This is a genomic window from Brevundimonas sp. GW821-FHT10E09, assembly GCF_058809375.1.
This window is the reverse complement of sequence record NZ_JBXASO010000012.1, coordinates 31,198-57,244: the sequence shown is the minus strand read 5'-3', so window position 1 is coordinate 57,244 and position 26,047 is coordinate 31,198. Positions and strand designations below refer to the sequence as shown.

Sequence of the window (26,047 nt, the reverse complement as noted above, 5' to 3'; positions counted from 1 at the left end):
CCTACTCGATCACATAGCCGGCCGCCCCTTGCCACACGGCGCCCGATTGGGCGGTTGGGCTGGGCGATCCATAGATCTGGTTCAACTGACCAAACAGGATGGTCTGCGAGTCGCTGGCGATACGCAGGCCGTCGGCCGGCGTCTGCATCCGGTCGGGCGAGGTCGGGCTGACGATATAGGGCTCGACGATCACGACCAACTCAGTCTCGCCATTAAGGTAATCGCGTGAGCGGAACAACTGTCCCAGCACCGGCAGATTGGTCATGCCGGGCAAGGCGTCGATGGCTTGACGGGTGTTTTCCTGGAGCAGGCCGGCGATCATCATGGAACCGCCCGACGAGAGTTCGACCGTGTTCTCGCTGCGGCGAACCGACAGCCCCGGCAGGCTGACGGACGAGGTGGTGCCTGCCCCGATTGTCAGGCCGCCTTGAGACGTCAACTCCGACACCTCGACCTTGACCTGAAGACTGATACGCCCCGCGTCCAAGACTACCGGCCGGAAGCTGAGCGCCACCCCGTAAGGTTTGTAGACGACCGTGATGTTGCCGTCGCGGTCTCGACCGGACGGAATCGGGAACTCGCCCCCGGCCAGGAAACTGGCGGCTTCGCCGTTAACCGAGGTCAGGTTCGGCTCGGCCAGCGTCCTAAGCAGACCGACACGCTCGAACGCCTTAACCGTGGCGCTGCCCTTGTTAAGATCATTCGAACCTGGCCCCGTGCCGGGTTGGGCCGTATCCCAGTTTGATGCGTCGTCTGGCCCTCTGACCGTGACGGGGCAAAGCGCGCCTGGGGTCCAGCCGGGGCCGACGCAAGGCCTTTGCATCTGATAATTCTTGGTCGTATCGCGCGACAAGCCCGCGCTGATGCCGCCGATCAGCCCGCCGTTGACTCCCCAGGTGGCGGAGTTTCCAAGCAGCCACTGAGTGCTGCCCAGTTGGCCGACCACAGCCGAGGTGTCGAACCCCAACTGTTTGATGGCGCTGCGCTGGACCTCGACCACCCGGACCTTCAGGGTCACCTGATCGGATCCGGCGATGCTGATCATGTTCAGCACCTTTTCCGGCGCGGACACGAAGGCGCGGGCCACCTGAGCGGCCTGGACGGCCTGGGCCGGAGAATCGGCGACCCCGCTCAGGATCACGCTGTCGTTGACCGCCTCGGCGCGGATCTGGCTGCCCGGAACCAGCCGGCTGAGCGTGTCCTGCAGCGCGCTGGTTCCCGCATCGACCCGTACCCGCAGGCTCAGGATGGTGCGGCCGGCGGCGTCCAGAAAGACGGCGTCGGTCTCGCCGGGCGCAATCCCGATCACGGTGATGCGGCGCGGCGAATGCAGCATGGCCTCGGCCACCTGCGGATTGGCGACGATCACGTCGCGGGCGTCGGCCGGCAGATCGACCGCGAAGGACGTCCCGCGCGGCAGATTGATCAGTTGCGGCGCGGCGCCCATGGACACGGCGGCGCGCGTCTGGGCCAGGCCGGCGACCGGGGCGGCCCCCAGGCCGGCCAGCAGGACGCAGGCCAGGGCGACGGTCTTGCGCACGGGCGTCTTCCTCATGGGGTGGTCACCACTTCCGGTTCGCCGCCGCGATAGACGCGGACGCTGCGGGACGCGCTGGCGACGGCCCGGGGCGCACGGGTCGCGCCCGAGGGCCCGGCGGTGTCCGCATAGGAGCGCAGCGACAGCGACAGTTCGCCCTCGGACTTGGCCTGGGCCAGGAGCACGGCGTCCTGGGGGCGGACCTCCAGGGTGGCGGTCGCGCCGACCACGGCCTGGGCGTCGTCGCCGGCCCGCGTGGACTGGTCGATGGCCAGAACCTTGACGTTCTGCATCACCGTGGCTGAGGAATATTTGGCCGTTGCGCCGCCGCCCTCGACGGCCGAGCCGCCGCGTTCGTTCTGCACCGTCAGGACCACATCGACCCGGTCGCCGGGCAGGATGAAGCCGCCGGCGGCGGATTCCACCGTCACGGCGATGGCCATGGCCCGCATACCGGGCTCCAGATAGGCGGCCAGATAGCCGCTGTCGCCGGCGCGCACGATCTTGCGGCCGACAATGGGCTCGCCGGCCAGGATGGGTTCGCGCACCACCGAGCCGATATAGTCGGACTTGGCGCCGGGACCGGCCATCTGGCCGGCGGCCTCGGCCACGCGCTCGACGGCGGCGCCGGCCTTTTCGCCGGCGCCTTCGGGGGCGGGCTTGGCGGGAATGGGCGTGGAGCCGTCGGTGATGAAGGCGGGATTGACCTCGTCGACCGGCCAGTCCTTCCAGGCCAGGTCCGCCTCGGCCAGGCGTTTGCCCGGCTCCAGATTCTTGGCCGCGACCAGGATCTTGGCCATCGGCCGGGTCTCGACGGGCGCGGCGGCGGCGGGGGCGGCGGGTTCGCCGTTCCCCATGGCGCGGACAACCAGCGCCAGGCCCAGGGCCGACACGGCGGCGATACAGATGACGGCGATGCGGGCGGGCTTCATCCAGAGGTCTCCAGCAGGCGTGACGACCCGGAGTCGATCCTCGACGCCCTACCGTTAACGATCATGAGGCCGGCGGGTTAATGCTTCCTAAGCGCCGACGAGGCCGCGCGCCGGCGCGTCTATCGCGCCGTCAGAAAGCGAACCGCCAGATCCCCCTCGGGAAAGGCGATCAGGGCGCCGATGGCGATGGCGACGCCATAGGGAATGTCGCCCTTCGGCTCCATCAGCCGGGCGAGCCACCCGATGCGGAACGCGGCAGGCGCGACCATCGGATAATATTGGCGGACGAGCAGCAGCAGCAGACAGAAACCGCCGCCCACGATCGCGGTCCATAGCAACAGGGGGGCCAGACCCGTAAGGCCCATCCACAGACAGGCGGCCGCCAGGGCCTTCGCGTCGCCGCCGCCGATCCAGCGCAGGGCGAACATGATCATGCCCACGATCAGGGCGGCGAAGCCGACGCCGACATGGATCGCGACCTCGACCGGCGACAGACCGACCAGCAGCACCGCCGGAAAGAAGGTCGCCAGCAGGACCAGGGAGATCCAGTTCGGAATCCGCATCGTCGTCAGATCGTGCAGGCCGGTCGCGATCATCAGGATCGGAAAGACGGCGAGGCAGAGAAGGCTCAGAAGGTCCATGCGGGAATCTGTGGCACGTCGCCTGTTAAGGCCGCGTTGCCGTCAGACAAACAAAAGGGCCGGAGCGTGCGCTCCGGCCCTTCCAGGTTTCAAGATGCCCTTGCAGGCGTCTTATTACGCAGCGCCGAGACCCTTGGCGACTTCCTTCAACTTGATATCAAGTTGCGTACCGATAGTGCCCAGCACGGTGATGATCACGACGGCGATCAGGGCGGCGATCAGGCCGTATTCGATGGCGGTGGCGCCCGATTCGTCTTTGGCGAAACGCGAGATGAACTTGGTCATGGAGTGTTCCCTTTGATAAAATGTCTAGCGAGCAACTTGGCGGGGGGAGCCGGTAGCCCGCTTGACCCCCAAACGCAGGATGAAGATGCCTGACGCTCGTTAAGGCTGAGTCACGAGTTTTGGTTACCCTCGGATTTACCAAAGAAAATTCGGATCGAACCGCTTCAGCCTTTGTTGAGACTCCGTGGGACATCATGCGCGTGTCCGCGTTCATGCGCGTTATTGTTCAGAGCCGCCGATGTCCCGCCTTTCCATCGCCGTATTGGCCGCCGCCCTGATGGCCGCGCCGCTCGCCGCCGCTCCGGCCCTGGCCCAGAGCGGCGCCCTTAATGTCGAGATCGATCGCTCGGCCCGCGTTCAGCTCAACGGCGCGGCCTCGTCCGTCATCGTCGGCAATCCGCAGATCGCCGACGTCACCGTGGTCGACGCCAACACCCTGTTCATCGTCGGCAAGGGCTACGGCGTCACCGAAGTGGTGGCGGTGGACGGCGTGGGCCGCACCCTGTTCCAGCGCGAGATCGTCGTCACGGGCGGCTCGACCGGTTCGGTTCGCGTCTGGCGCGGCGGTCAGGCGACGGAAATGGCCTGCAGCGCCTCCTGCGCCCCCAGCGTCCGCGCCACCGCCTCGACGGCCGGCGCCACGCCCACGCCCTGACCTTCGTGGACATGCCTCATCGTCGTCGGTTCAAGGCGGGCCAGGCCCGCGGGTCGCGCGAAGGCGCGGCGGCGGTCGAGTTCGCCCTGGTGGCCACGCCCTTCTTTCTGCTCCTGTTCTCGATCTTCCAGCTGGGCCTGGTCTTCATGATCGACGCGGTGGCGGAAAACGCCGTGCTGGAAGCCAGCCGCCTGGTGCGGACGGGCGAGGCCCAGACGAAGAAATTCGACAAGATCGCCTTCAAACAGGCCGTTTGCGATCAGATGAGCGTTTTCAAGAGCGACTGCGCGGATCGGGCGACGATCGACGTGCGCGTCGTCACCAGCTTTTCCGACGACATTGATCCGCCCAGGGACAAAGACGGCGTGCTGGACCTGTCCCAGATGGACTTCAAGGGCGGGGTCGGCCAGGACCTGATCATCGTTCGGCTCTGGTACAAGCAGCCCATGATCGTTCCAGCCCTGACCCAGGCGGTCAGCAGCGCGGGACCCGGACAGATCATGATCTCCTCGACTACGGCCTTCCGCAACGAGCCCTTCTGATGTCCCGATCCTTGATCCGGCGCTTGGCCGGCGATGAAAGCGGCGTATCGGCGGTGGAGTTCGCCCTGATCGCACCCGTCATGCTCCTGTTCTACGCCGGCATGGTGGACCTGTGCCAAGGCTATATGGCCCTGAAGCGCACCAGCCACGCCGCCTCGGCCGTGGCGGACCTGGTCTCCCAGTCGCGAACCATCACCAAGGCTGACATAAACAGCATCTTCGAGGTCGGGCCGGCGATCATGGCGCCGTTCGCCTCAACCTCCATGGAACAGCGCATCAGCAGCGTGACCCGTGTTTCCGCCAACAAATATACGTTGAACTGGAGCCGAAGCTGGACTCCCGACGGCGGCGCCGGCACGAAGATGAACAAGCCTCTGGTCATCGCCGACGCCGGTATTCCGGCCGACATGTTCCCGGCCGACGGGGACTCGATCATCGTCGCCGAGGCCTATTACAAATATTCTTCGCCCTTCCAGCAGTTCCTGCCGGCGGCGGAGTTCACCCGTCGAGCCTATCTGAACCCGCGCGAGGCGACCGTCATCACCTGTTCGGATTGCTGACCGACCAGGGCGCGCTTCAGCGCTGAAATCTTCACCTCGGTTTCGGCCAGTTCCGCCTGCGGGTCGCTGTCGGCCACGATCCCCGCCCCCGCAAGGGTGCGGAAGCTCCAGCGCCCGCCCCGGCGTTCGAAGGCGGCCGTGCGGATCAGGACCGAGGCGGTCAGGCCCCTGTCTTCTTCCAGAATAAACAGGGACCCGCACCAGGCGCCGCGCGGGGGCTCCAGGTCGGCGATCACCTTCATGGCCTGATGCTTGGGCGCGCCGGTGATCGAACCGGGCGGGAAGGTCGCCGCCAGCAGATCGGCCGGCGTCACCCCCGGCTCGGCCCGGCCGACCACGGTCGAGACCAGATGATGGACGGTCGGATGGCTCTCGATCGCGAACAGCCGCTCGACCGCCACCGAGCCGACGCGCGACGCGCGGGCCAGGTCGTTGCGCATCAGGTCGACGATCATCAGGTTCTCGGCCCGGTCCTTGGCGCTGGCCTGAAGCTCGGCGGCCAGGGCCGCGTCTTCGACAGGGTCGGCCGACCGGGCGCGGGTGCCCTTGATCGGCCGCGCCTCGATGCGCCGGTCCTCGCCGTCGAAGGCCAGGAAGAGTTCGGGCGAGTTGGACACCAGGGCCCGGTCGCCGATCCGCCAGAAGGCGCCATAGGGCGAGGCCCGCCCTTGTTGCAGCCGCAGGAAGACGTCGAACGGATCGGCCTGGGGCTTGAGTTCCCCGCCCCAGGCGCGGGCGATATTGGCCTGGAACAGCTCGCCGGCGGCGATGCGGGCCACGACCGCGGCGACGGCGTCGCGATAGGCCTGGTCATCCGCCTCGGCCACGAAGGCTTCGGCCGGGGCGGCGGGGGTTTCTGGCGTGATCGCCGCCGCCAGCCACCCGGCGGCGCGGACGGCGGCGGCCTCGGCTTGTGACGCCGTCGCCCCCCGGCCGATGGCGCAAACCCGGCGCTGAAGATGGTCGAAGCTGAGCATCGCCGGATAGCGGGCCAGGATCAGGTCGGGCCAGACCTGAGGCCGGTCGCCCGTCGCCGCCCGCGCCCCGGCGTCATAGGCGGCCAGCCCCACCGTCCCCGCGCCCCAGGCCGGATCGCGCAAGGGGGCGAACAGATCGGCCTCGACCGCGCCCACGTGAATACGGTCCGGCGCCGTCGCCACATGGGACCAGCGTCCACCCGGCCCGCCGTCGGACAGCAGGGCCAGGCCGCCGTCGGCCGCGCCGATCCCGGCCGCCACATCCAGAGGATCCGTCCACGGATGATCTCGGACGACGACATGGGTCAGACCATCGCTCACGCCGACAGCCGCGCCTCGATCCGCGCCCGCAGGGCGGCGTCGACGCCCAGGGCCTGGGCCAGATAGGCGTCCAGCGATCCGTGCCGCGCCTCGACCTCGGCGAAGGCGGCCTCCAGATAGGCGGGCTCGACACCCAGGAAGGCCACGACGGCGTCATCGGAGGCGACGCGGCCGGTCATCTTGTGCAGTTGCCGCGCGATGGACGGGGCGCGGCCGACCAGATCGACGGCGGTGTTGGTCAGCAGATAGTCCTCGACCATGTCGTCGCGATGCACGCCCAGCAGATGATGGGTCAGGGCGGCCAGGAACCCCGTCCGGTCCTTGCCCGCCGCGCAATGGACCAGGACCGGCCGGTCCTGGTCGCCCAGGCTATGGAAGTATCGACTGAAGACGTCGATGTGCGAGGCGTCGAAGGGCAGGGACCGATAGGTCCGCTCCATGAAGCGGCGGCCGGAGGCGGGCGTCAGATCCTCGGTCTTAAGGAAGGCGATGTGCGGCGCGTCGGCCCCGTCGTCGATCCCGCCCTCGATCACCAGGGCGTCGAAGCCGTCGGGCCGCCGCGACGGCTGGTCCCGCCGCTCGCCCGGCCGTCGCAGATCGATCACCGCCCCCAGGTCGAACCCCTTCAGCCGCTCCAGATCCGCGTCGCTGGCGCGGGCGTGATGGCCCGAACGCAGCAGACGGCCCGCGCGCACGCGTCGCCCGGCCGCCGTGGCGTAGTCGCCATAGTCCCGGAAGTTGTCGATGGCCTCGAAGGCGTGGAGACGGTCGTTCATGCCCGTTTCCTAGGACGAATCGACATTCAGCGCATCCAGATCATGGCGGTGACGGTGCGGGTCCGTCACAGGGCGGGCGCCGATCATCGATCCGCTGTCGTCGCCCAGGGGCCGGTCTGGCGGCGCAGGCGTCGCTGGCGCCCGGCCCGATCAGCGGCTAACTCTGGAGGATCGCTCCCCTGAGAGGTCCGCCATGCTGTTCCGTTCGCTCGTCGCCGCTGCGGCGCTGTTCGCCGCCGTTCCAGGCCTTGCGCCGGCCTGGGCCCAGGAAGCCACGCCCCAGGCCGGCGACCGCCCCGACATCGCCGCCGGCGCCGCCCAGTTCATCAAGCCCACCAACGCCGAACGGACCCAGGTCCTGGTCGGCATGCTGACCCGCCTGGGCTTCACGCCCGAGATCCAGGTCTTCGCCGGCGGCAATCGGGCCACCGGTCCGATGGAGGGCGCGAACCTCGTCGTGACGGTGGGCGAGGGCGCGAAGGACATCGTCCTGACCGCCCACTATGATGCGGTGAAGCTGCGCGACGGAACCCTGTCTCAGGGCGTCGTCGACAATATCGGCTCGGTCATGGCCATGATGGAGGCGGCCAAGACCTTGGAGATGGGGCTGGAGGGGCAGCCGGTCGCCCACCGCTTCGTCTTCGTCTTCACCGATCAGGAGGAACTGGGCCTGCTGGGGGCCAAGGCCTTCCTGGAAAAGCACGGCAAGGACCGGATCGCCGCCGTCATCAACGCCGACGTCGCCGCCTATGGCGAGACGGTCATGTACGGCGAGAACAACGGCGACCAGTCCGGCTTCGTGCTGGAGACCCTGCGCAGCCTGTGCGCCGAGCGCGGCTTCGACTGCATGCCCTATCCGATCTATCCGCCCAGCGACGACCGCGTCTTCTCGGCGGCCGGCGTGCCGGTGGTCTCGCTGGGGACGCAGGACGCGGTGGGCGCCCATCAGATGTGGCTGGCCTTCAACGGCGGCAAGGATAACGGCCTGAAGGAGGGTTTCGTCCCGCCGGTCTTCCAGCGCATCCATTCGACCGAAGACAGGCTGTCCTACATCAACGGCGTCGATGTGGCCCGCTTCGGCCTGTTCCTCGCGGACCTGGGGCTCGCGTTGGACAAGCGACTGGTCGAAATCCAGGCCAAGCAAGACGCCGTGGCCGCAGAAAACGCCCCCGCCGCCGCCATGCCGGACGCCAGCAACCCGTAGCCTCGCCTCGGCGCCGGTGTTGACTAACACCGTCGCCCGTCCGACAACGCCTGTCCCTATGAAACCGGCTCCGTCGCGCCTCGCGTCGGGGCCGTATCGCTTTTGGAGGTCTTAGTCCCGTGTCCACGAACCATCTGATGGGTGTCTACAATCGCGCGCCGCTGGAAGTGGAACGCGGCCGAGGCGCTCGCCTGTGGTCGACCGACGGGACCGAGTATCTGGACTGCGTCGCCGGCATCTCGACCAACGGCCTGGGCCACGCCCATCCCGAACTGGTCCAGGCGGTCAAGGACCAGGCCGAGAAGCTGTGGCACGTCTCCAACATCTTCCGCATTCCGGGCCAGGAAGCCCTGGCCGACGCCCTGTGCGAGTCGAGCTTCGCCGACGTGGTCTTCTTCACCAACTCGGGCACGGAAGCCGTCGAGTGCGCGTTGAAGACGGCGCGTAAATATCATTCGGCCAATGGCGCGCCCGAGCGGATCGACATCTACGGCTTCGACGGCTCGTTCCACGGCCGCACCTATGGCGCGATCAACGCCGCCGCCAACCCCAGCTATACCGAGGGTTTCGGCCCGGCGATGCAGGGCTTCCACCAGTTGAAGTGGGGCGACCACGACGCCATCAAGGCCGCCATCGCCAACCCCACGACCGCCGCCATCATCGTCGAGCCTGTCCAGGGCGAGGGCGGCTGCCGCGCCATGCCGGAGCAGTGCCTGCGCGGCCTGCGTGAGCTGTGCGACGAACACGGCGTCCTGATCATCTTCGACGAGGTCCAGTGCGGCATGGGCCGGACCGGCAAGCTGTGGGCCCACGAATGGGCCGGCATGTCGCCCGACATCATGGCGGTGGCCAAGGCCCTGGGCGGCGGCTTCCCGATCGGCGCCTGCCTGGCCACGGCCCGCGCGGCCTCGGGCATGACGGTCGGCGTCCATGGCTCGACCTTCGGCGGCAATCCCCTGGCCATGGCCGTGGGTCTGAAGGCGCTGTCCCTGATCAACACGCCCGAGACCCTGAACAACGTCAACGAGATCGCCGGCTATCTGAAGCAGCAGCTGGCGGGGCTTCAGTCCCGCTTCCCGGACGTCATCGTCGATGTGCGCGGCAAGGGGCTGCTGATCGGGGTCAAGCTGGTCCCGAACAATCGCGAGTTCATGGCCCTGGCGCGCGATACGCAACAGCTGCTGATCGCCGGGGGGGGCGACAACTGCGTGCGTCTGCTGCCGCCGCTGAACCTGACCCTGGACGAGGCTCGCGAACTGATCGTCCGGTTCGAAGCCGCTTGCGAGGTCGCCCGCGAGAAGTGGGCGGCCTGATCCTCAAAACCGCTCATCCCCGCGAAAGCGGGGGACCCAGGCCTTTCACGCGAAAGGCCCGGGACCGGCGGACGTGACAGACATCGGGCGCCCGTCGCCCAAAGCATCAGGTCCCCGCCTTCGCGGGGATGAGCGGAGTTAGGCAATGGTCCGGCACTTCCTCGACATCCACCAGCTGGACGCCGCCGATCTGCGGTCCATTCTCGACGACGCCCACGCCCGAAAGGCCGCCCGCAAGGGCTGGCCCCAGGGCCGTCCCGACGCCGATGCGCCGGGCAAGGATCGCGTCCTGGCCATGATCTTCGAGAAGAACTCGACCCGCACCCGCTTCAGCTTCGACGCCGCCATCCGCCAGCTGGGCGGCGCCGCCATCATCGCCACGGCTTCCGATATGCAGTTGGGCCGGGGCGAGCCGGTCGAGGACACGGCCCGTGTCCTGTCGCGCATGGTCGACGCCGTCATGATCCGCGCCAACAGCCACGAGGACGTCGAACGCTTCGCCCGCGTCTCGACCGTGCCGGTGATCAACGGCCTGACCGACCGGTCGCATCCGTGCCAGATCCTGGCCGACCTGCAGACGATCGAGGAACATTCCGGCCCGGTCTCGGGCAAGACCATCGCCTGGATCGGCGACGGCAACAATGTCTGCCACAGCTTCATGCACGCGGCGCCCAGGTTCGGCTTCCACCTGAACGTCGCCTGTCCGGCGGCGTATCACCCCGACCTGCGCGACCTGGCCAAGGGCGGCGGCGCCGTCACCCTGACCAGCGACCCGCGCGAGGCGGTCAAGGGCGCCGACGTCGTCGTCACCGACACCTGGGTGTCGATGGGCGACCAGGACTATGAGGCGCGTCTGGCCGCGTTTGAGGATTACACCGTCGATGAGGCCCTGATGGGCCTAGCCGATCCGGATGCGGTCTTCCTGCACTGCCTGCCGGCCCACCGGGGCGAGGAAGTCACCGACGCCGTCATCGACGGCCCCCGCTCCCTGGTCTGGGACGAGGCCGAAAACCGCATCCACGCCCAGAAGGCGGTTCTGGCCTGGTGTTTCGCGGGCTGACGCCGATCTGACGATCGCCAGGCCGCGCGTCGCGCGGTCTGGCCTTTGCTTCCTTAAGGTCACGCTTGTCGCGCCCTGGGGAGGCTGAGGCCATGACCACCATATCCGCTGCGGGTTCCACCCTCACGCAACAGCTCTATCAGAAGCTGTTCGACCGTCTGAACACCGACGGCGACGACGCCCTCACCCTCGACGAAATCAGCGCTGTAGACGCTGGAAACACCAAGGTTTCAAAGGCTTTCGAAACCTTCGACGCCGATGCGGACGGTCGCGTCACCCGCGCCGAAATGACCCCCGCCGACACCTTCGGCGCCGACACCCTAAACGCCCTGATCCAGGCCCAGTCCGGGTCGGAATCCCTTTCCGACGCGGAATATCTTGCCGACTGGTTCGCCCAGACCGACACGGACGGCGACGGTTTGGTGTCGAAGTCGGAACGCGAGGCTTCGGCGGATCTACGCCGCGCGGCCGCCTATGACGCCGGCTATATGAGCGACCGCGTCGTCATGGCCCGGTTGGGTTCGGATCGCGATCAGCCGCTGTCCATCGACGATTTTGTCGCTGGCCGAATGCGAACGCTTCAGCGGACCCAGGTCTCCAGCCTGTCCCCCGAGCGCCAGGCCGAGATCCGACAGTTGATGGAAAGCCTCCGCTCTGACCCCGTCCAGGCGCCCCCCGCAGACGATGAACCCCTGGTCTCCCCGGAACAGGCCGCGGCCGACTGGGCCGAGCGCGCCTCCGGACCCGCTGGAACCGCTCGCTTCCTCAGCCGCGAGATCGAAGGCATGAGAGCGGCCGAAGCGGCCCGCATCGCCGCCGCCCCGATGAGCGACGCCCTGGCCGCCCGGCTGTTCCAGCAGGCGCTGAACAGCTGGACGCCGTCGAGGGACGGACAACAGGCTGTCGCCGAAACGCGCGCATAAATGCGCGCGCCGGCGGGGCGCCCGCCTAATTCAGGTTCACGTCCGAAACGCCGCCGACGTCGGGCGTCGTTTTGGTCAGATTGGCCTTCATCACCTGATAGCCGAAGCCCAGCGCGCCCTTGTCCGAAACCCAGACCCGGCCGTCCTCGGCGTTGAAGCGGATCAGGGTCAGGTGCGGGTCGTCCTTGCCGTCCGGGTACCAGGCGGCGACGACGGGGTTCCAGTATTTTTCAATCCGGGCGCGGTCCTGGTCGATCGACAGGTCGCCGTGGATACAGGCCTGAACCTTCTGGTCCTTGGCCTGATAGCAGAACATGCCCTGCTGACCGCCGACCGCCACGTTGCGGGCGAAGTCGGTGTCATTGCGGCTGAAGAACCAGATGGTCCCGGTCTCCGGCTCGCCGAAACCGGTCATGGGCTGATGGTGATAGCCGGCCTGGTCCAGGCCCAGCATGCCGGTGTTGGACTCCTTCAGGCTGTTCCAGAATTCCTTTTCCGCCTCGGCGGGGGTCAGTTTGTCGGCCATGATGCGTCTCCTGTCTGGGGTTCGCAGGATCAACCGTCGGGCCTCGTTCGGGTTCCTAAACTGAAACCCAGGGCGGCCGTTCGGCGCCGAACAGGGTGGCCAGGTGGATCAGCAGCAGCATGGCCAGGGCCGCGGCGCCCAGCATGATGAAGCGCCAGGGGACCATGCGCGGCCCCTTGAACGGGTCGGGCGGCCGCGCGCCGCGCCAGCCGGCGAAGACCATGACGGCCAGGGCCGCGCCCAGCAGGATCAGAGTGGTTGTCAGGCTCATGGGCCGCAGTTGGCGCAGCCGGAGCAGGGACGCAAGCCGAACCGGTTACCAGGTCCTTAATCTTAATCGGTCATTAACCACGTCGCGCCCAAAAGCCTCCCCATCCGACGAGATGTCCACAGGCTGACGAGTCGGCGCAACATCTTGCGGTTAACCACACGTTTACACCCTCGATATTGGCGTTATAGCCTCCATCCCATGGGTCGGGAGCCGAATCAGTGAGCGCAGCGGCGCCTTGGAGCGTGAAGGGTATTGATCCGAAGGCCCGCGAGGTCGCCAAGGATCTTGCGCGGCGCTCGGGCATGACCCTGGGCGAATGGCTGAACTCCATGATCATGGAAGACGAGGACGAGGGTTACGCCACCCTGCCGCGTCGCTCCGCCGGCCCCGAGATGTTCGAACGTCGCGGTCGCAGCCGCCGTCTCGACGACGCCTATGACGCTTCCGACGAAGGCTGGCAGCGGATCAGCGCCTCCATCGACGCCATCGCCGCCCGGCTGGAGGCCGCCGAGCGGCGCTCGACCGTCGCCATCCAGGGCGTGGACCAGGCCGTGTCCGGCCTGGTGCGCCGGCTGGACGGTCAGGACGCCCAGACCAAGGGGCAGGCTCGCCGCATCGACGACATCGCCGAGGAACTGCGCGAGGGGCATCGTCGCCTGCGCGCCTTCGAACGCGACACCGGCCCTCAGACCCAGGAGACCTTCGGCAAGGTCGAGCAGTCGCTGGGCGCCCTGGCCGGCCGCCTGTACGACATCGAGGAACGCCAGAGGTCGGGCGTCTCGGAACTGCGTCAGCGCATGGAGGCGGTCGAGAAGGCCGCAGGTCCCGGCGTCGGCACGGACCTGCTGGCCCAGGTCGGCGCGCGTCTGGACCAGGCCCAGAGCCGCACCACCGAGGCGCTGAAGACCCTCGAGCGCTCTTTCGCCGAGTTGGACCAGCGCATGCGCGCGGCCGAGGGGCGGGTCGAGCCCGAGGGGGCGCGTGACGCCGCCCGGTTCGAGAAGCTGGCCGAGACCCTGTCGCGTCAGATCGAGTTCAACCGCGCCGAGATGATGCAGCGGCTCGACGCCGCCGAGACCGGCGCGCGCATCGACCGGATCGAACAGGCGGTCCGCAGCGTCGGCGACCAGCTGAACGCCTCCGAGCGCAAGGGCGCCCAGGGGCTGGAGGCCATGGGCCGCGAGGTCCTGAAGATCGCCCAGAACCTGAACGCCCGGGTCCAGACGGTCGAACGCGAGGCCATCGGCCGCGCCGAGGCCGTCACCCGCAGCGTCACCGACCTGGTCGGCCGCAAGGTCGAGGCCGATCTGTCGCGTCACGCGGCCAGAATGGACCAGGAGTTCGCGCGCCACGTCGATCGCGTCGATCAACGCCTGACCGCCAGCGACGACCGTCACGCCCTGGCGCTCGAGAAGCTGGGCGGCGAGATCACCCGGATTTCGGATCAGCTGAGCGACCGCATCGCCCAGTCCGAACGCCGCTCGCAGCAGGCGCTGGACGACATCGCGCGGCGCCTGTCGGAAAGCTCGGACAAGATCGAACAGCGCTACGACCGCGCCTCGGGCGAACTGGCCGAGCGGATGCGGATGAGCGAGGAGCGCACCGCCCGCCTGCTGGCCGAGGCCCGCGAGAGCATGGATACGCGCAAGCCGGCCGCGACCCGCGATCTGCAGCTGGACATCCCCGAGGCCGAGCCTTCGCCCGCGCCCCGCGCCGTCGCCGAGCGCGCAGCGGTCGCCGCCGTCTCGGCGCCGGTCGAGCCGGACTGGCGCGCGGCCGTCTTCCCCGAAGAATCCTTCGACGTCGAGGATGACTGGTCGATCGACCCCGTGTCGCCGGACGCGGCCATGGCGACGCCCTTCCCGTCGATGCCGACGGCGTCGACGCCCGCTGCACTGGCGTCGGAGCCGCTCCGGCCCGAGCCTGATCCGGCTCCGGTTTCTGCGGCGTCGGTCGAAAGCGAACCCCGAATCCAGCCCTTCGGCGGTTTCGGCGGCGCCGATGTCGACGACGCGCTGGAGGCCACCGCATCCGGTTTCTCGACCCGGTCGGAGCCGCGTCCGAACGGACAGGCCCCGGATCAGGACGCCGTTCAAGGCCCAGTTCAAGGCCGGAGCGACGCCTTGCTGGACGGCGACGACGACTTCGCCGACGACACCGAATTCGTCGATCCCCGCCGTCTGCGCGCCAGCATGGGCGCAGCCGCCGCGGCCGGTCGCGCGGCATCGACCCGCAGCACCATCGACGCCGCCCGTGCGGCCATGACGACGCCGGCGGCGCCCGAGGAAGCGCCCCGCCAGGGCTTCGGCCTGATGCCCAAGCGCGGCGGCAAGTCCAAGCTGCAGGAGCGGCTGGACAAGCAGGCGGCCAAGGACGGATCGACGGTCAAGAAGGCCTTCCTGGCCTCGGTCACGGCTGTGGCCCTGACCGGCGGGGCCTATGCGTCTCTGACCCTGGCCGACGGGTCGGGATTGCCCGATCTCGAACTGCCGGGGCTGCCGGGTTCGACCCGGACGCCCGCCTCCGCCGCCAGCGAAACCCCGATCGCCATGGCGATCACGCCGACGGACGCCGTACCCACGGTCGACGCCGGCGCGGCCGAGTTCGAACGGGCCGTGAACCGGATCGAGAGCGGCGACCTGGAAGGCGTGGACGAACTGAAGCGCGCCGCCGACCTGGGGTACGGCCCGGCCCAGACCTATCTGGGTCAGCTCTATCTCATGGGTGGAAACGGCGTGTCCGCCAATCCGGCCGAGAGCCGTCGGTGGGGCCGCCGTGCGGCCGAGTCCGGGGATCCCGGCGGCATGCATCTGTACGGCATGCAGTTGTACGAAGGCGACGGCGGCGCGGCCAATCAGGCCGAGGGTCTGATCTGGCTGCTCAGGGCGGCCGAGCGGGGCCTGACCGACAGCCAGTACAATGTCGCCCGCATCTATGAGACCGGCGCCGAGGGCGTGGCGAAGAACCCGACCGAAGCCCTGAAATGGTACATGATCGCCGCGCGCGGCGGCGACAGCGAGGCCCAGGCGGCCGTCACCCGACTTCGTCCCGCCGCCACCGCCACCGCCCAGCGCGCCGCCCGCACCGCCGCCGACGCATTTGTGCAGCAGCAGGTCCAAAGCCCGGCTCAGGGCCGAGGCTAGGCCGCCAAACCTTTCGCGCACGGGTGGCGGCGCGCCGTCCCCGTCGCTAAAGAACACCCTGTCGCCGTTCGGCGTCTCCCGTTCCGCTCCAGCCGAAGGCGCGTCCTTTGGACATCTATCTGCCGATCGCCGAGGTTTCGGTGAACTGGCCGACCCTGGTGATTCTGGGGGCGGTGGTCGGGTTCGTCTCGGGCCTGTTCGGCATCGGCGGCGGCTTCCTGATGGCGCCGATCCTGGTCTTCATGGGAATTCCGCCGACCGTGGCCGTCGCCAGCCAGGCCAGCCACGTCGTCGCCTCCTCCACATCCGGCGTGATCCGCTATGCGGGCCAGGGCGCGGTGGATTTCAAGATGGGCGGCGTCATGGCCGCGGGCGGGGCCGCCGGGGCGATCGCGGGCGTCGAACTGTTCCGCTATCTGCGCCTGCTGGGCCAGGCCGATCTGGTGGTGGCCCTGTCCTATCTGGTCTTCCTGGGCGCCATCGGCCTGTTGATGCTGCACGAGAGCCTGACCGAGATCCTGCGTCGGCGTCGTGGCCTGCCCCCGCCGCGCAAGGACCGCCGCCGTCCCCTGTGGCTGTATGGTCTGCCGCTCAAGATGAAGTTCCCCAAGTCGGGCCTCTATATCAGCGCCCTGCCGCCGTTCGGCCTGGGCGTCTTCGCCGGGATCCTGTCGGCCATCATGGGGGTCGGCGGCGGCTTCATCCTGGTGCCGGCCATGCTCTATGTGCTGCGGATGCGAGCCGGGGCGGTGGTGGGCACCAGCCTGTTCCAGATCATCATCACCACGGCCATCACCACCATTCTCCAGGCCGGCCGCAACCAGACGGTCGACATCCTGCTGTCCACCATCCTGCTGCTGGGCGGGGTGGTCGGCGCCCAGATCGGCGCCCGGTTCGCGGGTCGGTTCCGGGCCGAGGAGCTGCGCGCGGCCCTGGGCCTGATCGTGCTGCTGGTCGGCATCCAGATGGGGCTGGAGCTGTTCGTGCGGCCCAGCGACATCTTCCTGCTCGCGCCGGGGGTGTCGGACTGATGCAGGCGCTTCCTCCACCCCCTCCGGCCATTGAGGCGCCCCCCATCGAGGCGGCCCCCGTCGCGGCGCCGGCCCCCGACCGGTCCGAGGCCACGACGGGCGAACTGCGCGTCGCCGCCGCCCTGACCGACGCCCAGGTCCACGTCGATTCCGGTTTCACCGGCGCCTCCATCGTCCTGTATGGCGCGGTGTTCAACCCGACCCCCGACCCGGTCGATGTGGTCGTGGTGGTGCGCGGCCCCGACGCCCCGGTCCGCCTGGTCAAGAAGACTCGCAACATGGGGGTCTGGCTGAACAGCCGCCCGGTCCTGTTCGAAGGGGCCCCCGGCTTCTACATGACCGCCTCGACCCGGCCCCTGTCGGACATCGCCGACTTCGGCCAGCTGCGTCGACTGGGCGTCGGGGTGGACCATCTGCGCATCGACGCGCCGGAGGAGGCCGGCACCGTGACCCGCTACGGGGTGCGCGACGTGGTCGTCAGCCGTCTGGGCGACGACTATCTGGATTGGAGGCGCGCCGTGATCCGGCTGAAGGAGGCGGCGGCCCTCTATGACACCGATCCGGACGGGGTGGAGTTCGTGGATCGCGGCCTGTTCCGGGCCGAGGTCAAGCTGCCGACCGTCGCCCCGACCGGCAAATACTATGCCGAGGTCTGGCTGTTCCAGGGCGGCGAGCCCCGGTCGGTCTCCAATCTGACCCTGACCGTCGAAAAGGTCGGCATCGAGCGCGACATCTACGAGTTCGCCCATCGCCGGCCGTGGCTGTACGGCGTCCTCTGCGTGATTCTGGCCGCCCTGACCGGCTATGGCGCCTCGCGCATCTTCAGCCGTCGGGACTGAAGCCCAGTTCGGCGCGCAGGGCCTGGGCCGTCATGCCGCCCGCCCTCAGTTCCGCCAGGGTCACCGACTGGTCCCGCTTGGCGTAGCGGCGCCCGTCCGGCCCGGCCAGCAGGCGGTGGTGGCGATAGACAGGGGCGGGCCAGCCCATCAGGGCCTGGATCAGGCGCTGCACATGGGCGGCCTCGAACAGGTCCTGCCCCCGGATGACATGGTCGATCCCCTGCAGGGCGTCGTCGTGGATCACGGCCAGATGATAGGCGACGCCCGCATCCTTGCGCGCCAGCACCACATCCCCGGCCGTCTCGGGCCGAACGGGCACAACGCCGGTTTCTCCGTCGGGGCCGGCGCCCTGCTCGATGAAGACCAGCCCGGTCCACGTCGCCTCGCCCAGGGTTTCACGCGCCCGGTCCAGCGACAGCCGCCAGGCGAAAGGCCGCCCCTGGGCCAGGAAACGGGCCTCCTCCTCGGCCGGATGCGGCCCCGGCCGCACCGTTTCGCTCGCCCCGTGCGGCGCATCGCCGATCCGGTCCAGGATCTCTTTCCGTGTACGGAAACACCGGTACAACAGATCCCGCGCCTTCAGGGCCTCGATCGCCGCGGCATAGTCGGACAGATGATCCGACTGGCGTCGGACCGGCGTCTCCCAGTCCAGTCCCAGCCAGGCCAGGTCTTCCAGAATGGCGGCCTCATGTTCCGGTCGGCAGCGCGTGGGATCGATGTCCTCGATCCGCAGCAGAAACCGCCCGCCCGCCGCCTTCGCCGCCGACCAGGCGGTCAGGGCCGAAAAGGCGTGGCCCTTGTGCAGGCGGCCGGTGGGAGAGGGGGCGAAACGGGTGGTGAACATCTCAGTCCGTCGCGGGATCCAGCAGGCGGACCCAGTCACGCGCGGCGTGGAGAATACGCACGATCTCCACCGTTTCGGACAGGCGGTAGAAGATCAGATAGTCGTCGAATGGGCGTTTTCGAAGGTTCTGCACGCCGACTTCCGCATAGGCGCGCGGTTGATCAACCAAGCCCTCGCACGCGTCGAGCAGCTTCAGCACGAACCGCCGGGCCGCGCTCGCGCTGTCTCGGGCGATGAAGGCCTCGATCTCTGCGAGGTCGCGGGTCGCAGCGCGCGTGATGACCAGTCTCATTCGCCGTCAACAGCCCAGCGCGCCCGCATTTGAGCCCGCACCTCGTCGATCGAGTGAACCCGCCCGGCGTCAGCGTCGTCGATGCCTTCCTGGAGCTTCCCCAACAAGGCCGCCAAACGGGCCTCATGCTCCTGCACCAGCCGCACGCCGGTGCGCAGCACTTCGCTCTTGGAGCCGTAGCGGCCTTCCTTGACCAGGCGATCGACCACCTGCTCCAGGGCGCCCAGTTCGACGGTCATGGTCATGCGGCTTCTCCGTGCTTGTTGAATAATAGTTATTGGTGCGCCGCTTTGACAGCCGTTTTACGCGAGGCCCGCATTCCCCAGGCGGCGAACCCGCGTCATACAGGGCCATGCCCGTCGCGCCCACATCCCAGGATATCGCCGCCGCGCGCGAGGCCCTGGCCGTCGCCGATCCCGCCCTGGCGCGCGCCCACGCCCAGACGCCGGCCTTCGAATGGCGGCTGCGGCCCGGCGGTTACGAGGGCCTGTTCCGCATGATCGTGGAGCAGCAGGTGTCCGTGGCCGCCGCCGCCTCCATCTGGGCGCGCACGGTCGAGGGGCTGGGCGGAGCGGTGACGCCCGACGCGGTGTTGGCCCACGACATCGACGCCCTGCGCGCCTTCGGCCTGTCGGGACAGAAGGCCAAATACGGTCGCGAGATCGCCCTGGCCCAGGTCGAGGGGCGCGTCGATCTGGACCATATGCAGACCCTGTCGGACGACGACGCCATCGCCGCCCTGACCGCGATCAAGGGCGTCGGCAAATGGACGGCCGAGACCTATCTGATGTTCTGCGAGGGGCGGCTGAACGTCTTTCCCGGCGGGGACGTGGCCCTGCAGGAGGCGATGCGCTGGGCCGACCGGGCCGAACTGCGCCCGAACGAGAAACAGGCCTATGCCCGCGCCGAGCTGTGGCGGCCCCATCGCGGGGTGGCGGCGCATCTGCTGTGGGGGTGGTATGGCGGCGTTCGGCGCGGCGACATCGTGCTGGAGGATATGAGCGCGTGACCCCCATCGATCCCGCCCTGACCGAGCCGCTGCGCAATCCGCAGACGGTGCTTGCGGCGCTCGATTTCGCCGGGGTGGCCGTGTTTGCGGCCACCGGCGCCCTGGCCGCCGCGCGCGAGAAGCATGACGTGGTCACCTTCGCCTTCTTCGCGGCCATAACCGGCGTGGGCGGGGGGACGTTGCGCGACCTGCTGCTGGGCCTGCCGGTCTTCTGGGTTCAGGACTGGCGCTATATGGCGGTCTGCCTGCTGACGGCGGTGGTCGTCTGGTTGATCGGACAGCGCGACTGGCGGTTCCGGGCCCTGCTGTGGCTCGACGCCATCGGCCTGGGCGCCTATGGCGTCATGGGGGCGGCCAAGGCGGAGGCGGCGGGCGCCCCCCCGTTGATCTGCATCGTCATGGGCACCCTGACCGCCTGTTTCGGCGGGGTGGTGCGCGACACCCTGGCGGGGCAGCCGTCGATCCTGCTGCGGCGCGAGATCAATGTGACGGCGGCCATACTGGCGGCGACCCTCTATATCGCCCTGCGCATCCCCGAGGCGCCGATCTGGCCCGCCGCCATCGTCGCCGCCGTGGCCGGTTTCATGCTGCGGGCGGGGGCGCTGCGCTGGGGCTGGACCCTGCCGGGCTTCCCTGAGCGAAATTGAACGGTTCGTCGCCTGTTCGTCATGGCGGCGTCTTCGAATCGGGACTAGGCTGAACGCCTCGGACTAGGGAAGGAGACGCGTCTTCAATCCTGTAGCTTCCATACCCCCCGCGTCGACCGGGAGGGCCTGATGCAGGTCCTCCACCGACCGCCGTCGGGCTTTCCCGCCCTCGTTCTGAACGCGGACTTCCGGCCGCTGTCCTATTACCCGCTGTCGCTCTGGCCGTGGGAAGAGGCGGTCAAGGCGGTCTATCAGGACCGGGTGGACGTGGTGTCGCTGTACGACAAGGTGGTCCGCTCTCCGTCGATGGAGATGCAACTGCCCAGCGTCATCGCGCTGAAGAACTATGTCGATCAGGATCGCAGCCCCGCCTTCACCCGGTTCAACGTCTTCCTGCGCGACGGCTTCGCCTGTCAGTACTGCGGGGAATCGACCGAGCTGACCTTCGACCACGTCATTCCACGTTCGCACGGCGGGCGCACGACCTGGGAGAACATCGTGGCCGCCTGCGGCCCCTGCAACCTGACCAAGGGCGGCCGCACCCCGCGCCAGGCCATGATGCCGATCCGCCGCGAGCCCTATCGCCCGAACGCCTGGCAGCTGCAGGAGGCGGGCCGGCGTTTCCCGCCGCATTATCTGCACCAGAGCTGGCTGGATTATCTCTATTGGGACATAGAGCTCGAACCTTAGGGTTCTTTTCAGTTGCTCGAAATGGCTCAAACACCCTTGTGGTGGGCAGGTTCAGGGTTCGTTCTTTTACCGCTGATTTCTCGATTATCCTCCGAAATCCTCCCGGCTGGTGACCATGTGGTGACCAAAACCGGGACCAGAAACGGGCCTCTTGGTGGGTCCGAGGAGAGATCGAATGACGCAGAACCCCAGGTCCGGAAAGATCACCAAACGCCTCGTCGACGCCCTGACGTCCGAAGGGGTGCGATTCACCCTCTGGGACACGCAGCTCAAGGGTTTCGGGGTGCGCGTCGCCGTCAGCGACACCAAAACCTACGTCGTCCGGTACAGGACGATCGGTGGCGCTGACCGCCTCCTTCACATCGCTCGCCATGGTGTTGTGACCGCCGAGGAAGCCCGCGAACGAGCGGCCGCTGTGCTGGCCGAAGTCGCGTTAGGTGGTGACCCTCAGGGGACCAAGGTCGAACGACGTGAAGAACTGACGATGTCGGAGCTCTGCGACCTCTACATGAAGGAGGGCGTGACGATGAAGAAGGCGACGACGCTGCGGATCGACCGCATCCGCATCGCCCGCCACATCAAACCCCGTCTGGGCAGGATGAAGGTCACCGATATCGGCCGAGCGGACATCGAGCGACTGATGGTCGACGTCGGGTCGGGACGCATTCGTGGGGAGGCGACGCCGCACACCCGCGGCGGCATTCACGCGGCTTCGCGCACGGTCGGCCTGCTCGGCGGGATCTTCACGTTCGCCGTCGAGCGGGAATTTGTGAAGACCAATCCCACGCGCGGCGTGAAACGCTACAAGGACAACCGCCGGGATCGCTTCCTCTCCCCAGCCGAACTGGCCCGGCTCGGTGACGTCCTGGCGGAACTCGAGAAGCACGGCGGAGACCCGCGCCACATCAACATCATCCGCCTCCTAGCGCTGACCGGCGCCCGCAAGAACGAGATCGCCAAACTCAAATGGTCGGAGATCGACCGCGCCATGGGGATGCTGCGGCTGGAGGATTCCAAGACGGGGGCTAAGGTCATCCGACTGGGGAGCGCGGCCCTGAAGCTGATCGAAGGCCTGCTCTCGAACGGTAGCATCTATGTCTTCCCGGATCGCAGGGATCCCAAACGTCCGATCGCCAATCTGGACTGGGCCTGGGTCGGCATACGCAAACGCGCCGGGATGGAAGATCTCCGCATCCATGACCTTCGACATAGCTTCGCGAGCGCAGGCCTGGCCGGCGGCGAAGGACTTCAGCTCATCGGCAAGCTGCTCGGCCACAGCCACGTCAGCACCACCAGCCGGTACGCTCACCTGGCGGACGACCCGGTCCGTGCGGCGGCCGACAGGATCAGCGAGAGCGTCGCCGCCTCCCTCGCGGGCTGGCCGGTGGAAAAAGGACAGACGGCCCATTGAAAGACGACCGCCCGGCGCGTCGCCGGGCGGCCGAAGCTGTCGGGATGGACTAGGGAGCTAGGTGCCCTCGTGGGCGGCCTCGCCCCAATGTCCGGCCTGGCGCGGCTGGCTCGACGAAGACCGGAGGCCCGAGAGCTGGCTGCGCGCCCACTCGTGCAGCAGGCTCTTGGGGTAGTAGGGCGTGCGCCCGAGGTGGGTGCAAGGCGGTCCGTCAGACCGGGTGCAGAAGACCTTAGCCAGTGTCGATGGCGACCGGCGGATGCCCATCCGCAAAAGCTCGGTAGATGCTTCCTTACGGGTCAGCAGCATTTCCTCAGTTCCGTGAAGATGTAGACCGGCCATGTGGCGCTCCTTTCCGTCTGAACCAGAACTGTAATCAGGCAAGCACTGGCGGGAATGAACTGCAACCGGCGAACATTTGGAGATTATTGAGGAAAATATCGGCGCCTTGTCCGATCTGTTCCGCTCGGTTTCTATTGGGTCGACCCCCCTCGCTTTTCTCACGCGCTTGTGATGATAAGCGCCCAGCGTCAAGGCACTGCTTCGCTTCTACGAACCGGGAGAGGGCTGTTGGCGTCGATGTGGAGGCGTGCTGCTCGTTCAGCGTGGGTCTGCAGTTGGAATGACCTCATTGATAGCCTCGGCGTTGCCGCAGTCAGCGGATCAGTGTGGGTGACCGGCATCGTTGGCCACATCGGCAGCCTCGGAGCGGACTCTGTAACGCATTGCCTGACTTCAAGAACGAAAGTATGCAGCGCGCGATGACCTGGTCGATGACGACATGGGCGAAGCTGATCGTGGCGATGACTCTTGTCTTCGCCGCCTTCTTCCTTGCGCCCGCTGTCGACGCGGCGACCTGCCTGCCGGAACCGCCCGCCGCTCACGCGATCGTCGATCATGACCAGAGCGACGGCGACCACAGCGGCAAGAGCGGCGGGCACGGGATCTGCTCTCATGGCCATTGCCATCACACCTCAACGGCGCGCGGTCCTGCCGTGGACGCCTTTGCTCCGTCGTTCGGCGAGCCTCCTCTGCAAAGCGGCCGACAGGATGACTTCCGGGCGTCCATCACGCCTGACGGCCTGAAGCGTCCTCCCAGAGTCTGACCGAAGACCTGCGCCTTCGCGCGCCTCTTCGTCCTCAGAAACTCTGGAAATGAATCATGTCTCCCACATCTCGCAGGCGGCCGCGTTACGCGGTCGGCTGCGCCCTCGCTGCGATCGCGGCGACCCTGGCCAGCCCCGTATGGGCTGACCCAGCTCCGACCTATGCCCAACTCCTCGCTCAACTCGGGAATGCGCCTGCGACCCTTGAGGCGGGCGCCAACTACGACGCAGCGGAAGCCCGTGTCCGTCAGGCACGGGTGCGTCCCAACCCTGTCCTCGGCTTCGATGTCGAGAACGCCTATGGCTCAGGCCCCTATTCGGGTCTGAACAACGCGGACATGACCCTGGCGATCAGTCAGGATCTCGAGCTGTGGGGACGTCGTTCGACGCGCATCGCAGCCGCTCGCGCCGAGGCCGGCGCAGTGGGCCTTCAGCGAGACCTTGCGGTCATCGACGCCGCAGGCCGCCTGGCCCTGGTCTATGCCGAGGCGGAGGCCGCGCAGAGGCGAGCCACGCTCGCGGAAGAAACCCTCACGCTGACCGTCGCGGATGCCCGCGCGGCCCTGACCCTCGTGGAGGAAGGTCGCGAACCTCTCCTCCGCGGCATTCAGGGGGAGGCCGAGGCTGCCTCGGCGCGCGCGACGCGGGATGAAGCTGTCGCGGAACGCGACGCGGCCTATGCCCGTCTCACGGCTGTCGCCATGATCCCGGTTCCGGTCACGCAGATCGAAGACAGCCTTCTCGACGAGGCGCCGACGACGATCGGATCCGTGATCGAGGATGCGCCGACGGTCCGCGTCGCCGAAGCCCAACGGTCCGCCGCCGAACGACGCATCGATGTTCAACGGGTTCAGGCCCGCCCCGACATCAACGCCAGTATCGGCATCCGCCGCTTCGAGGCGGAAGATGCGACGGCGCTGACTTTCGGCGTCAGCATGCCGCTGCCGTTGTTCGACCGGAACCGGGGAAACATCGAAGCGGCGCAAGCCGAGTTTCGCGCTGCCGACGCCCGGCTGATGAGTGCGCGGCAGGAAGCCCAGGCGGACCGCGCTGCCGCGGTCGCTCGCCTTTCGGCCTCGGTCAGTCGCGTCAACGCTGCTGACGGCGGCGTCACCGCCGCAGAGGAAGCCTATCGCCTGTCCCGCATCGGCTTTGAGTCCGGCCGCATTTCCCAGGTCGAACTGCGGGTGACCCGCACCGCCCTCGTCAACGCCCGGTCTGCAGCGGTCGACGCGCGTCTCGCGCGCGTCCGAGCCGAGATCGATCTCGCGCGCCTTGATGGCCGCGCCCCCTTCGAAGGAGCCCAGTGATGCGCAAGCGCACATCGAACAAGACCCTGCTGATCGGCGGCGTCGCCGCCCTGGTCATTCTCGGAGGCGGCGGCCTCTGGTTGGCCACCCGGTCCTCCGAACCAGCCGCGCCGGCTGCCGCCGAAGGCGAAGCCGGCCATGCCGAGGAAGAGGGGGGACACGCCGAGGGGGAGGCCGCCGGGGCAGAGACCGAAGGTCGGATTGAACTCACCGCAGCAGAGATCCAGGCAGCGGGCATCACGGTCGTCGGCGTCGGCGGCGGAGGAGGAGGGGAGACCCGGCTCGCCGGCCGCGTAGAGCCGATGGTCGATTCTCGCGCTGCCGTGGGCGCTGCCGTCGGAGGTCGCGTCGAGCGCGTTCTCGTCGCGCCGGGTCAGTCGGTCCGCGCCGGTCAGCCGCTTGTGAGCCTTGTCAGCGGCGAGGCGGCGACCTTCCGCGCGGACGCCGACGCGGCCGGGGCATCCGCTGAAGCGGCGCGCCAGGCCTATGAGCGAAATCGCAGTCTGGCGGATCAGGGCATCGTCGCGCGGCAGGAGGTCGAAGCGTCACGCGCCCAGTTCCTGAGCGCCGAGGCGGCGACCCGCGCCGCTCGCGCCCGCTCGGCGGCCGCTGGCTCTCCGAACGCTTCGGGCAGGCTCAGCGTGACCAGTCCGATCTCGGGCGTGGTCAGCAGCGTCCAGGTCGGTCCGGGCGGGTTCGTCGCCCAGGGCGGCGTGGTGGCGGAAGTCAGCAATCCTGCTCGTGTCGAGATGGTCTTCAACGCACCGCCTGCCCTTGCGGCCAATGTGCGTGCCGGTGCGCCGATGCGCGTGACCGGGCCGAACGGCGAGTTCGACGCCGTCGTCACCGGCGTCGCCGCCGACGCCGGTCTCAGCGAAAGCGGCGCGACCGTGATCCGGGCCCGACCCTCTGGCGCGTCTCTGCCGCCAGCCGGTTCGGCCGTCACTGGCGCCATCGTGACCGGCGAGGCGACTGGCGGGATGACCGTGCCCACCGAGGCGGTCCAGACCGTCGATGGAAACACCGTGGTCTTCGTGCAGGTCGAGGGCGGCTTCCAAGCCGTGCAAGTGCTCGCAGGCCGCCAGGCCGCGGGCCGCACCGAGATCCTGCGCGGGCTCACCGGATCTGAACGCGTGGCGTCCGCCAACGCCTTCCTGCTCAAGGCCGAAATGGCCAAGGGCGAAGCCGAGCACGGGCACTAG

At 68.2% G+C, this 26,047-nt stretch carries 29 protein-coding genes; 17 read left to right on the top strand and 12 right to left on the bottom strand.

The window, feature by feature from the left end; genetic code table 11:
* Position 1 precedes the first annotated feature (1 nt).
* The 4 genes from AC1RSI_RS12360 to AC1RSI_RS12345 form a co-directional block, all read right to left on the bottom strand.
* The gene (locus AC1RSI_RS12360) at positions 2 to 1,555 is read right to left on the bottom strand and encodes a type II and III secretion system protein family protein (protein WP_008259868.1); all 1,554 of its coding nucleotides are present in this window, start codon (positions 1,553 to 1,555) and stop codon (positions 2 to 4) included.
* Positions 1,552 to 2,469 carry a Flp pilus assembly protein CpaB gene (cpaB, locus tag AC1RSI_RS12355; RefSeq protein WP_426025610.1) on the bottom strand — a complete coding sequence of 306 codons (918 nt, stop codon included), beginning with the start codon at positions 2,467 to 2,469 and terminating at the stop codon, positions 1,552 to 1,554. The genes AC1RSI_RS12360 and cpaB overlap by 4 nt, the downstream gene beginning before the upstream one ends.
* 119 nt (positions 2,470 to 2,588) lie before the next feature.
* Positions 2,589 to 3,110 carry an A24 family peptidase gene (locus tag AC1RSI_RS12350; RefSeq protein WP_447941230.1) on the bottom strand — a complete coding sequence of 174 codons (522 nt, stop codon included), beginning with the start codon at positions 3,108 to 3,110 and terminating at the stop codon, positions 2,589 to 2,591.
* A gap of 114 nt (positions 3,111 to 3,224) precedes the next feature.
* Positions 3,225 to 3,395 carry a Flp family type IVb pilin gene (locus AC1RSI_RS12345; protein ID WP_008262563.1) on the bottom strand — a complete coding sequence of 57 codons (171 nt, stop codon included), beginning with the start codon at positions 3,393 to 3,395 and terminating at the stop codon, positions 3,225 to 3,227.
* A gap of 238 nt (positions 3,396 to 3,633) precedes the next feature.
* Here AC1RSI_RS12345 and AC1RSI_RS12340 point away from each other — a divergent pair, with 238 nt between their 5' ends.
* Genes AC1RSI_RS12340 through AC1RSI_RS12330 form a run of 3 tightly spaced genes read left to right on the top strand, consistent with a single transcriptional unit; the run spans position 3,634 to position 5,152 of the window.
* Complete coding sequence (locus AC1RSI_RS12340; protein WP_008259318.1) at positions 3,634 to 4,050, top strand: pilus assembly protein N-terminal domain-containing protein; 417 nt, start codon at positions 3,634 to 3,636, stop codon at positions 4,048 to 4,050.
* An 11-nt stretch (positions 4,051 to 4,061) separates the two neighbouring features.
* Positions 4,062 to 4,592 (top strand): TadE/TadG family type IV pilus assembly protein, encoded by a 531-nt coding sequence (locus AC1RSI_RS12335; protein WP_035310216.1) that lies wholly within the window; start codon positions 4,062 to 4,064, stop codon positions 4,590 to 4,592.
* Positions 4,592 to 5,152 (top strand): TadE/TadG family type IV pilus assembly protein, encoded by a 561-nt coding sequence (locus AC1RSI_RS12330; RefSeq protein WP_008260630.1) that lies wholly within the window; start codon positions 4,592 to 4,594, stop codon positions 5,150 to 5,152. The genes AC1RSI_RS12335 and AC1RSI_RS12330 overlap by 1 nt, the downstream gene beginning before the upstream one ends.
* Here AC1RSI_RS12330 and AC1RSI_RS12325 read toward each other — a convergent pair.
* Both AC1RSI_RS12325 and AC1RSI_RS12320 read right to left on the bottom strand, forming a co-directional pair.
* A complete protein-coding gene (locus tag AC1RSI_RS12325; RefSeq protein ID WP_008262238.1) occupies positions 5,104 to 6,450 on the bottom strand; it encodes an anthranilate synthase component I family protein in 1,347 nt (448 codons plus the stop codon). The genes AC1RSI_RS12330 and AC1RSI_RS12325 overlap by 49 nt on opposite strands.
* Positions 6,447 to 7,226: a tyrosine-protein phosphatase gene (locus AC1RSI_RS12320; protein WP_008261769.1), complete on the bottom strand. Its 780-nt coding sequence runs from the start codon at positions 7,224 to 7,226 to the stop codon at positions 6,447 to 6,449. The genes AC1RSI_RS12325 and AC1RSI_RS12320 overlap by 4 nt, the downstream gene beginning before the upstream one ends.
* 193 nt (positions 7,227 to 7,419) lie before the next feature.
* Between AC1RSI_RS12320 and AC1RSI_RS12315 the strand changes: the two genes are divergently transcribed.
* The 4 genes from AC1RSI_RS12315 to AC1RSI_RS12300 all read left to right on the top strand — a co-directional run bounded on the left by AC1RSI_RS12315 (position 7,420) and on the right by AC1RSI_RS12300 (position 11,726).
* Positions 7,420 to 8,430, top strand: a complete 1,011-nt coding sequence (locus tag AC1RSI_RS12315; protein WP_035308737.1) for a M28 family metallopeptidase — start codon at positions 7,420 to 7,422, stop codon at positions 8,428 to 8,430.
* 119 nt (positions 8,431 to 8,549) lie between these two features.
* On the top strand, positions 8,550 to 9,743 hold the full coding sequence (locus tag AC1RSI_RS12310; RefSeq protein WP_255347089.1) for an aspartate aminotransferase family protein: 1,194 nt from the start codon (positions 8,550 to 8,552) through the stop codon (positions 9,741 to 9,743).
* Positions 9,744 to 9,888: 145 nt separating this feature from the next.
* Positions 9,889 to 10,803, top strand: coding sequence for an ornithine carbamoyltransferase (gene argF / locus AC1RSI_RS12305; protein WP_154726085.1), 915 nt, complete (start codon positions 9,889 to 9,891; stop codon positions 10,801 to 10,803).
* Positions 10,804 to 10,895: 92 nt separating this feature from the next.
* Positions 10,896 to 11,726 carry an EF-hand domain-containing protein gene (locus AC1RSI_RS12300; protein ID WP_154726084.1) on the top strand — a complete coding sequence of 277 codons (831 nt, stop codon included), beginning with the start codon at positions 10,896 to 10,898 and terminating at the stop codon, positions 11,724 to 11,726.
* A 25-nt stretch (positions 11,727 to 11,751) separates the two neighbouring features.
* Here AC1RSI_RS12300 and AC1RSI_RS12295 read toward each other — a convergent pair whose 3' ends face one another.
* Together AC1RSI_RS12295 and AC1RSI_RS12290 are read right to left on the bottom strand one after the other, a co-directional pair.
* Positions 11,752 to 12,252 (bottom strand): pyridoxamine 5'-phosphate oxidase family protein, encoded by a 501-nt coding sequence (locus AC1RSI_RS12295; protein ID WP_154726083.1) that lies wholly within the window; start codon positions 12,250 to 12,252, stop codon positions 11,752 to 11,754.
* 55 nt (positions 12,253 to 12,307) lie between these two features.
* A complete protein-coding gene (locus AC1RSI_RS12290) occupies positions 12,308 to 12,523 on the bottom strand; it encodes a hypothetical protein (protein WP_008261388.1) in 216 nt (71 codons plus the stop codon).
* Positions 12,524 to 12,741: 218 nt separating this feature from the next.
* Here AC1RSI_RS12290 and AC1RSI_RS12285 point away from each other — a divergent pair, with 218 nt between their 5' ends.
* The 3 genes from AC1RSI_RS12285 to AC1RSI_RS12275 all read left to right on the top strand — a co-directional run bounded on the left by AC1RSI_RS12285 (position 12,742) and on the right by AC1RSI_RS12275 (position 17,536).
* A complete protein-coding gene (locus AC1RSI_RS12285; protein WP_230307613.1) occupies positions 12,742 to 15,666 on the top strand; it encodes a hypothetical protein in 2,925 nt (974 codons plus the stop codon).
* 107 nt (positions 15,667 to 15,773) lie between these two features.
* A complete protein-coding gene (locus tag AC1RSI_RS12280) occupies positions 15,774 to 16,697 on the top strand; it encodes a sulfite exporter TauE/SafE family protein (protein WP_008263337.1) in 924 nt (307 codons plus the stop codon).
* Positions 16,697 to 17,536, top strand: coding sequence for a TIGR02186 family protein (locus AC1RSI_RS12275; protein WP_008258693.1), 840 nt, complete (start codon positions 16,697 to 16,699; stop codon positions 17,534 to 17,536). The genes AC1RSI_RS12280 and AC1RSI_RS12275 overlap by 1 nt, the downstream gene beginning before the upstream one ends.
* Here the strand turns inward: AC1RSI_RS12275 and gluQRS are convergent.
* From gluQRS to AC1RSI_RS12260, 3 genes are read right to left on the bottom strand one after another with little or no spacing between them, the layout of a single operon-like run.
* Positions 17,520 to 18,380 (bottom strand): tRNA glutamyl-Q(34) synthetase GluQRS, encoded by an 861-nt coding sequence (gluQRS, locus tag AC1RSI_RS12270; protein ID WP_291756231.1) that lies wholly within the window; start codon positions 18,378 to 18,380, stop codon positions 17,520 to 17,522. The two genes, AC1RSI_RS12275 and gluQRS, sit on opposite strands and share 17 nt — an antisense overlap.
* 1 nt (position 18,381) lies before the next feature.
* Positions 18,382 to 18,672, bottom strand: coding sequence for a type II toxin-antitoxin system RelE/ParE family toxin (locus tag AC1RSI_RS12265; RefSeq protein WP_154726081.1), 291 nt, complete (start codon positions 18,670 to 18,672; stop codon positions 18,382 to 18,384).
* Positions 18,669 to 18,917: a type II toxin-antitoxin system ParD family antitoxin gene (locus tag AC1RSI_RS12260; RefSeq protein ID WP_008263619.1), complete on the bottom strand. Its 249-nt coding sequence runs from the start codon at positions 18,915 to 18,917 to the stop codon at positions 18,669 to 18,671. Before AC1RSI_RS12260 ends, AC1RSI_RS12265 begins: the two co-directional genes overlap by 4 nt.
* Before the next feature lie 107 nt (positions 18,918 to 19,024).
* Here AC1RSI_RS12260 and AC1RSI_RS12255 point away from each other — a divergent pair, with 107 nt between their 5' ends.
* The 4 genes from AC1RSI_RS12255 (at position 19,025) to AC1RSI_RS12240 (ending at position 22,429) form a co-directional block, all read left to right on the top strand.
* Complete coding sequence (locus tag AC1RSI_RS12255) at positions 19,025 to 19,681, top strand: DNA-3-methyladenine glycosylase family protein (protein WP_035308715.1); 657 nt, start codon at positions 19,025 to 19,027, stop codon at positions 19,679 to 19,681.
* Entirely contained in the window at positions 19,678 to 20,328 is a 651-nt protein-coding gene (locus tag AC1RSI_RS12250) for a trimeric intracellular cation channel family protein (protein WP_035308714.1), read from the top strand. Before AC1RSI_RS12255 ends, AC1RSI_RS12250 begins: the two co-directional genes overlap by 4 nt.
* Positions 20,329 to 20,457: 129 nt before the next feature.
* Positions 20,458 to 21,018 (top strand): HNH endonuclease, encoded by a 561-nt coding sequence (locus tag AC1RSI_RS12245; protein WP_008264308.1) that lies wholly within the window; start codon positions 20,458 to 20,460, stop codon positions 21,016 to 21,018.
* Between the two features lie 175 nt (positions 21,019 to 21,193).
* Positions 21,194 to 22,429 carry a tyrosine-type recombinase/integrase gene (locus tag AC1RSI_RS12240; protein WP_291756224.1) on the top strand — a complete coding sequence of 412 codons (1,236 nt, stop codon included), beginning with the start codon at positions 21,194 to 21,196 and terminating at the stop codon, positions 22,427 to 22,429.
* Positions 22,430 to 22,486: 57 nt separating this feature from the next.
* On the opposite strand, the gene AC1RSI_RS12235 is transcribed toward AC1RSI_RS12240, so the two are convergent.
* A complete protein-coding gene (locus tag AC1RSI_RS12235) occupies positions 22,487 to 22,771 on the bottom strand; it encodes a hypothetical protein (RefSeq protein WP_291756221.1) in 285 nt (94 codons plus the stop codon).
* 407 nt (positions 22,772 to 23,178) lie between these two features.
* Between AC1RSI_RS12235 and AC1RSI_RS12230 the strand changes: the two genes are divergently transcribed.
* The 3 genes from AC1RSI_RS12230 to AC1RSI_RS12220 are packed head-to-tail and all read left to right on the top strand — an operon-like array spanning position 23,179 to position 26,047.
* Complete coding sequence (locus tag AC1RSI_RS12230; RefSeq protein WP_291756219.1) at positions 23,179 to 23,535, top strand: hypothetical protein; 357 nt, start codon at positions 23,179 to 23,181, stop codon at positions 23,533 to 23,535.
* Positions 23,536 to 23,591: 56 nt separating this feature from the next.
* Positions 23,592 to 24,845 carry a TolC family protein gene (locus AC1RSI_RS12225; protein ID WP_291756218.1) on the top strand — a complete coding sequence of 418 codons (1,254 nt, stop codon included), beginning with the start codon at positions 23,592 to 23,594 and terminating at the stop codon, positions 24,843 to 24,845.
* On the top strand, positions 24,845 to 26,047 hold the full coding sequence (locus AC1RSI_RS12220; RefSeq protein ID WP_293826832.1) for an efflux RND transporter periplasmic adaptor subunit: 1,203 nt from the start codon (positions 24,845 to 24,847) through the stop codon (positions 26,045 to 26,047). Before AC1RSI_RS12225 ends, AC1RSI_RS12220 begins: the two co-directional genes overlap by 1 nt.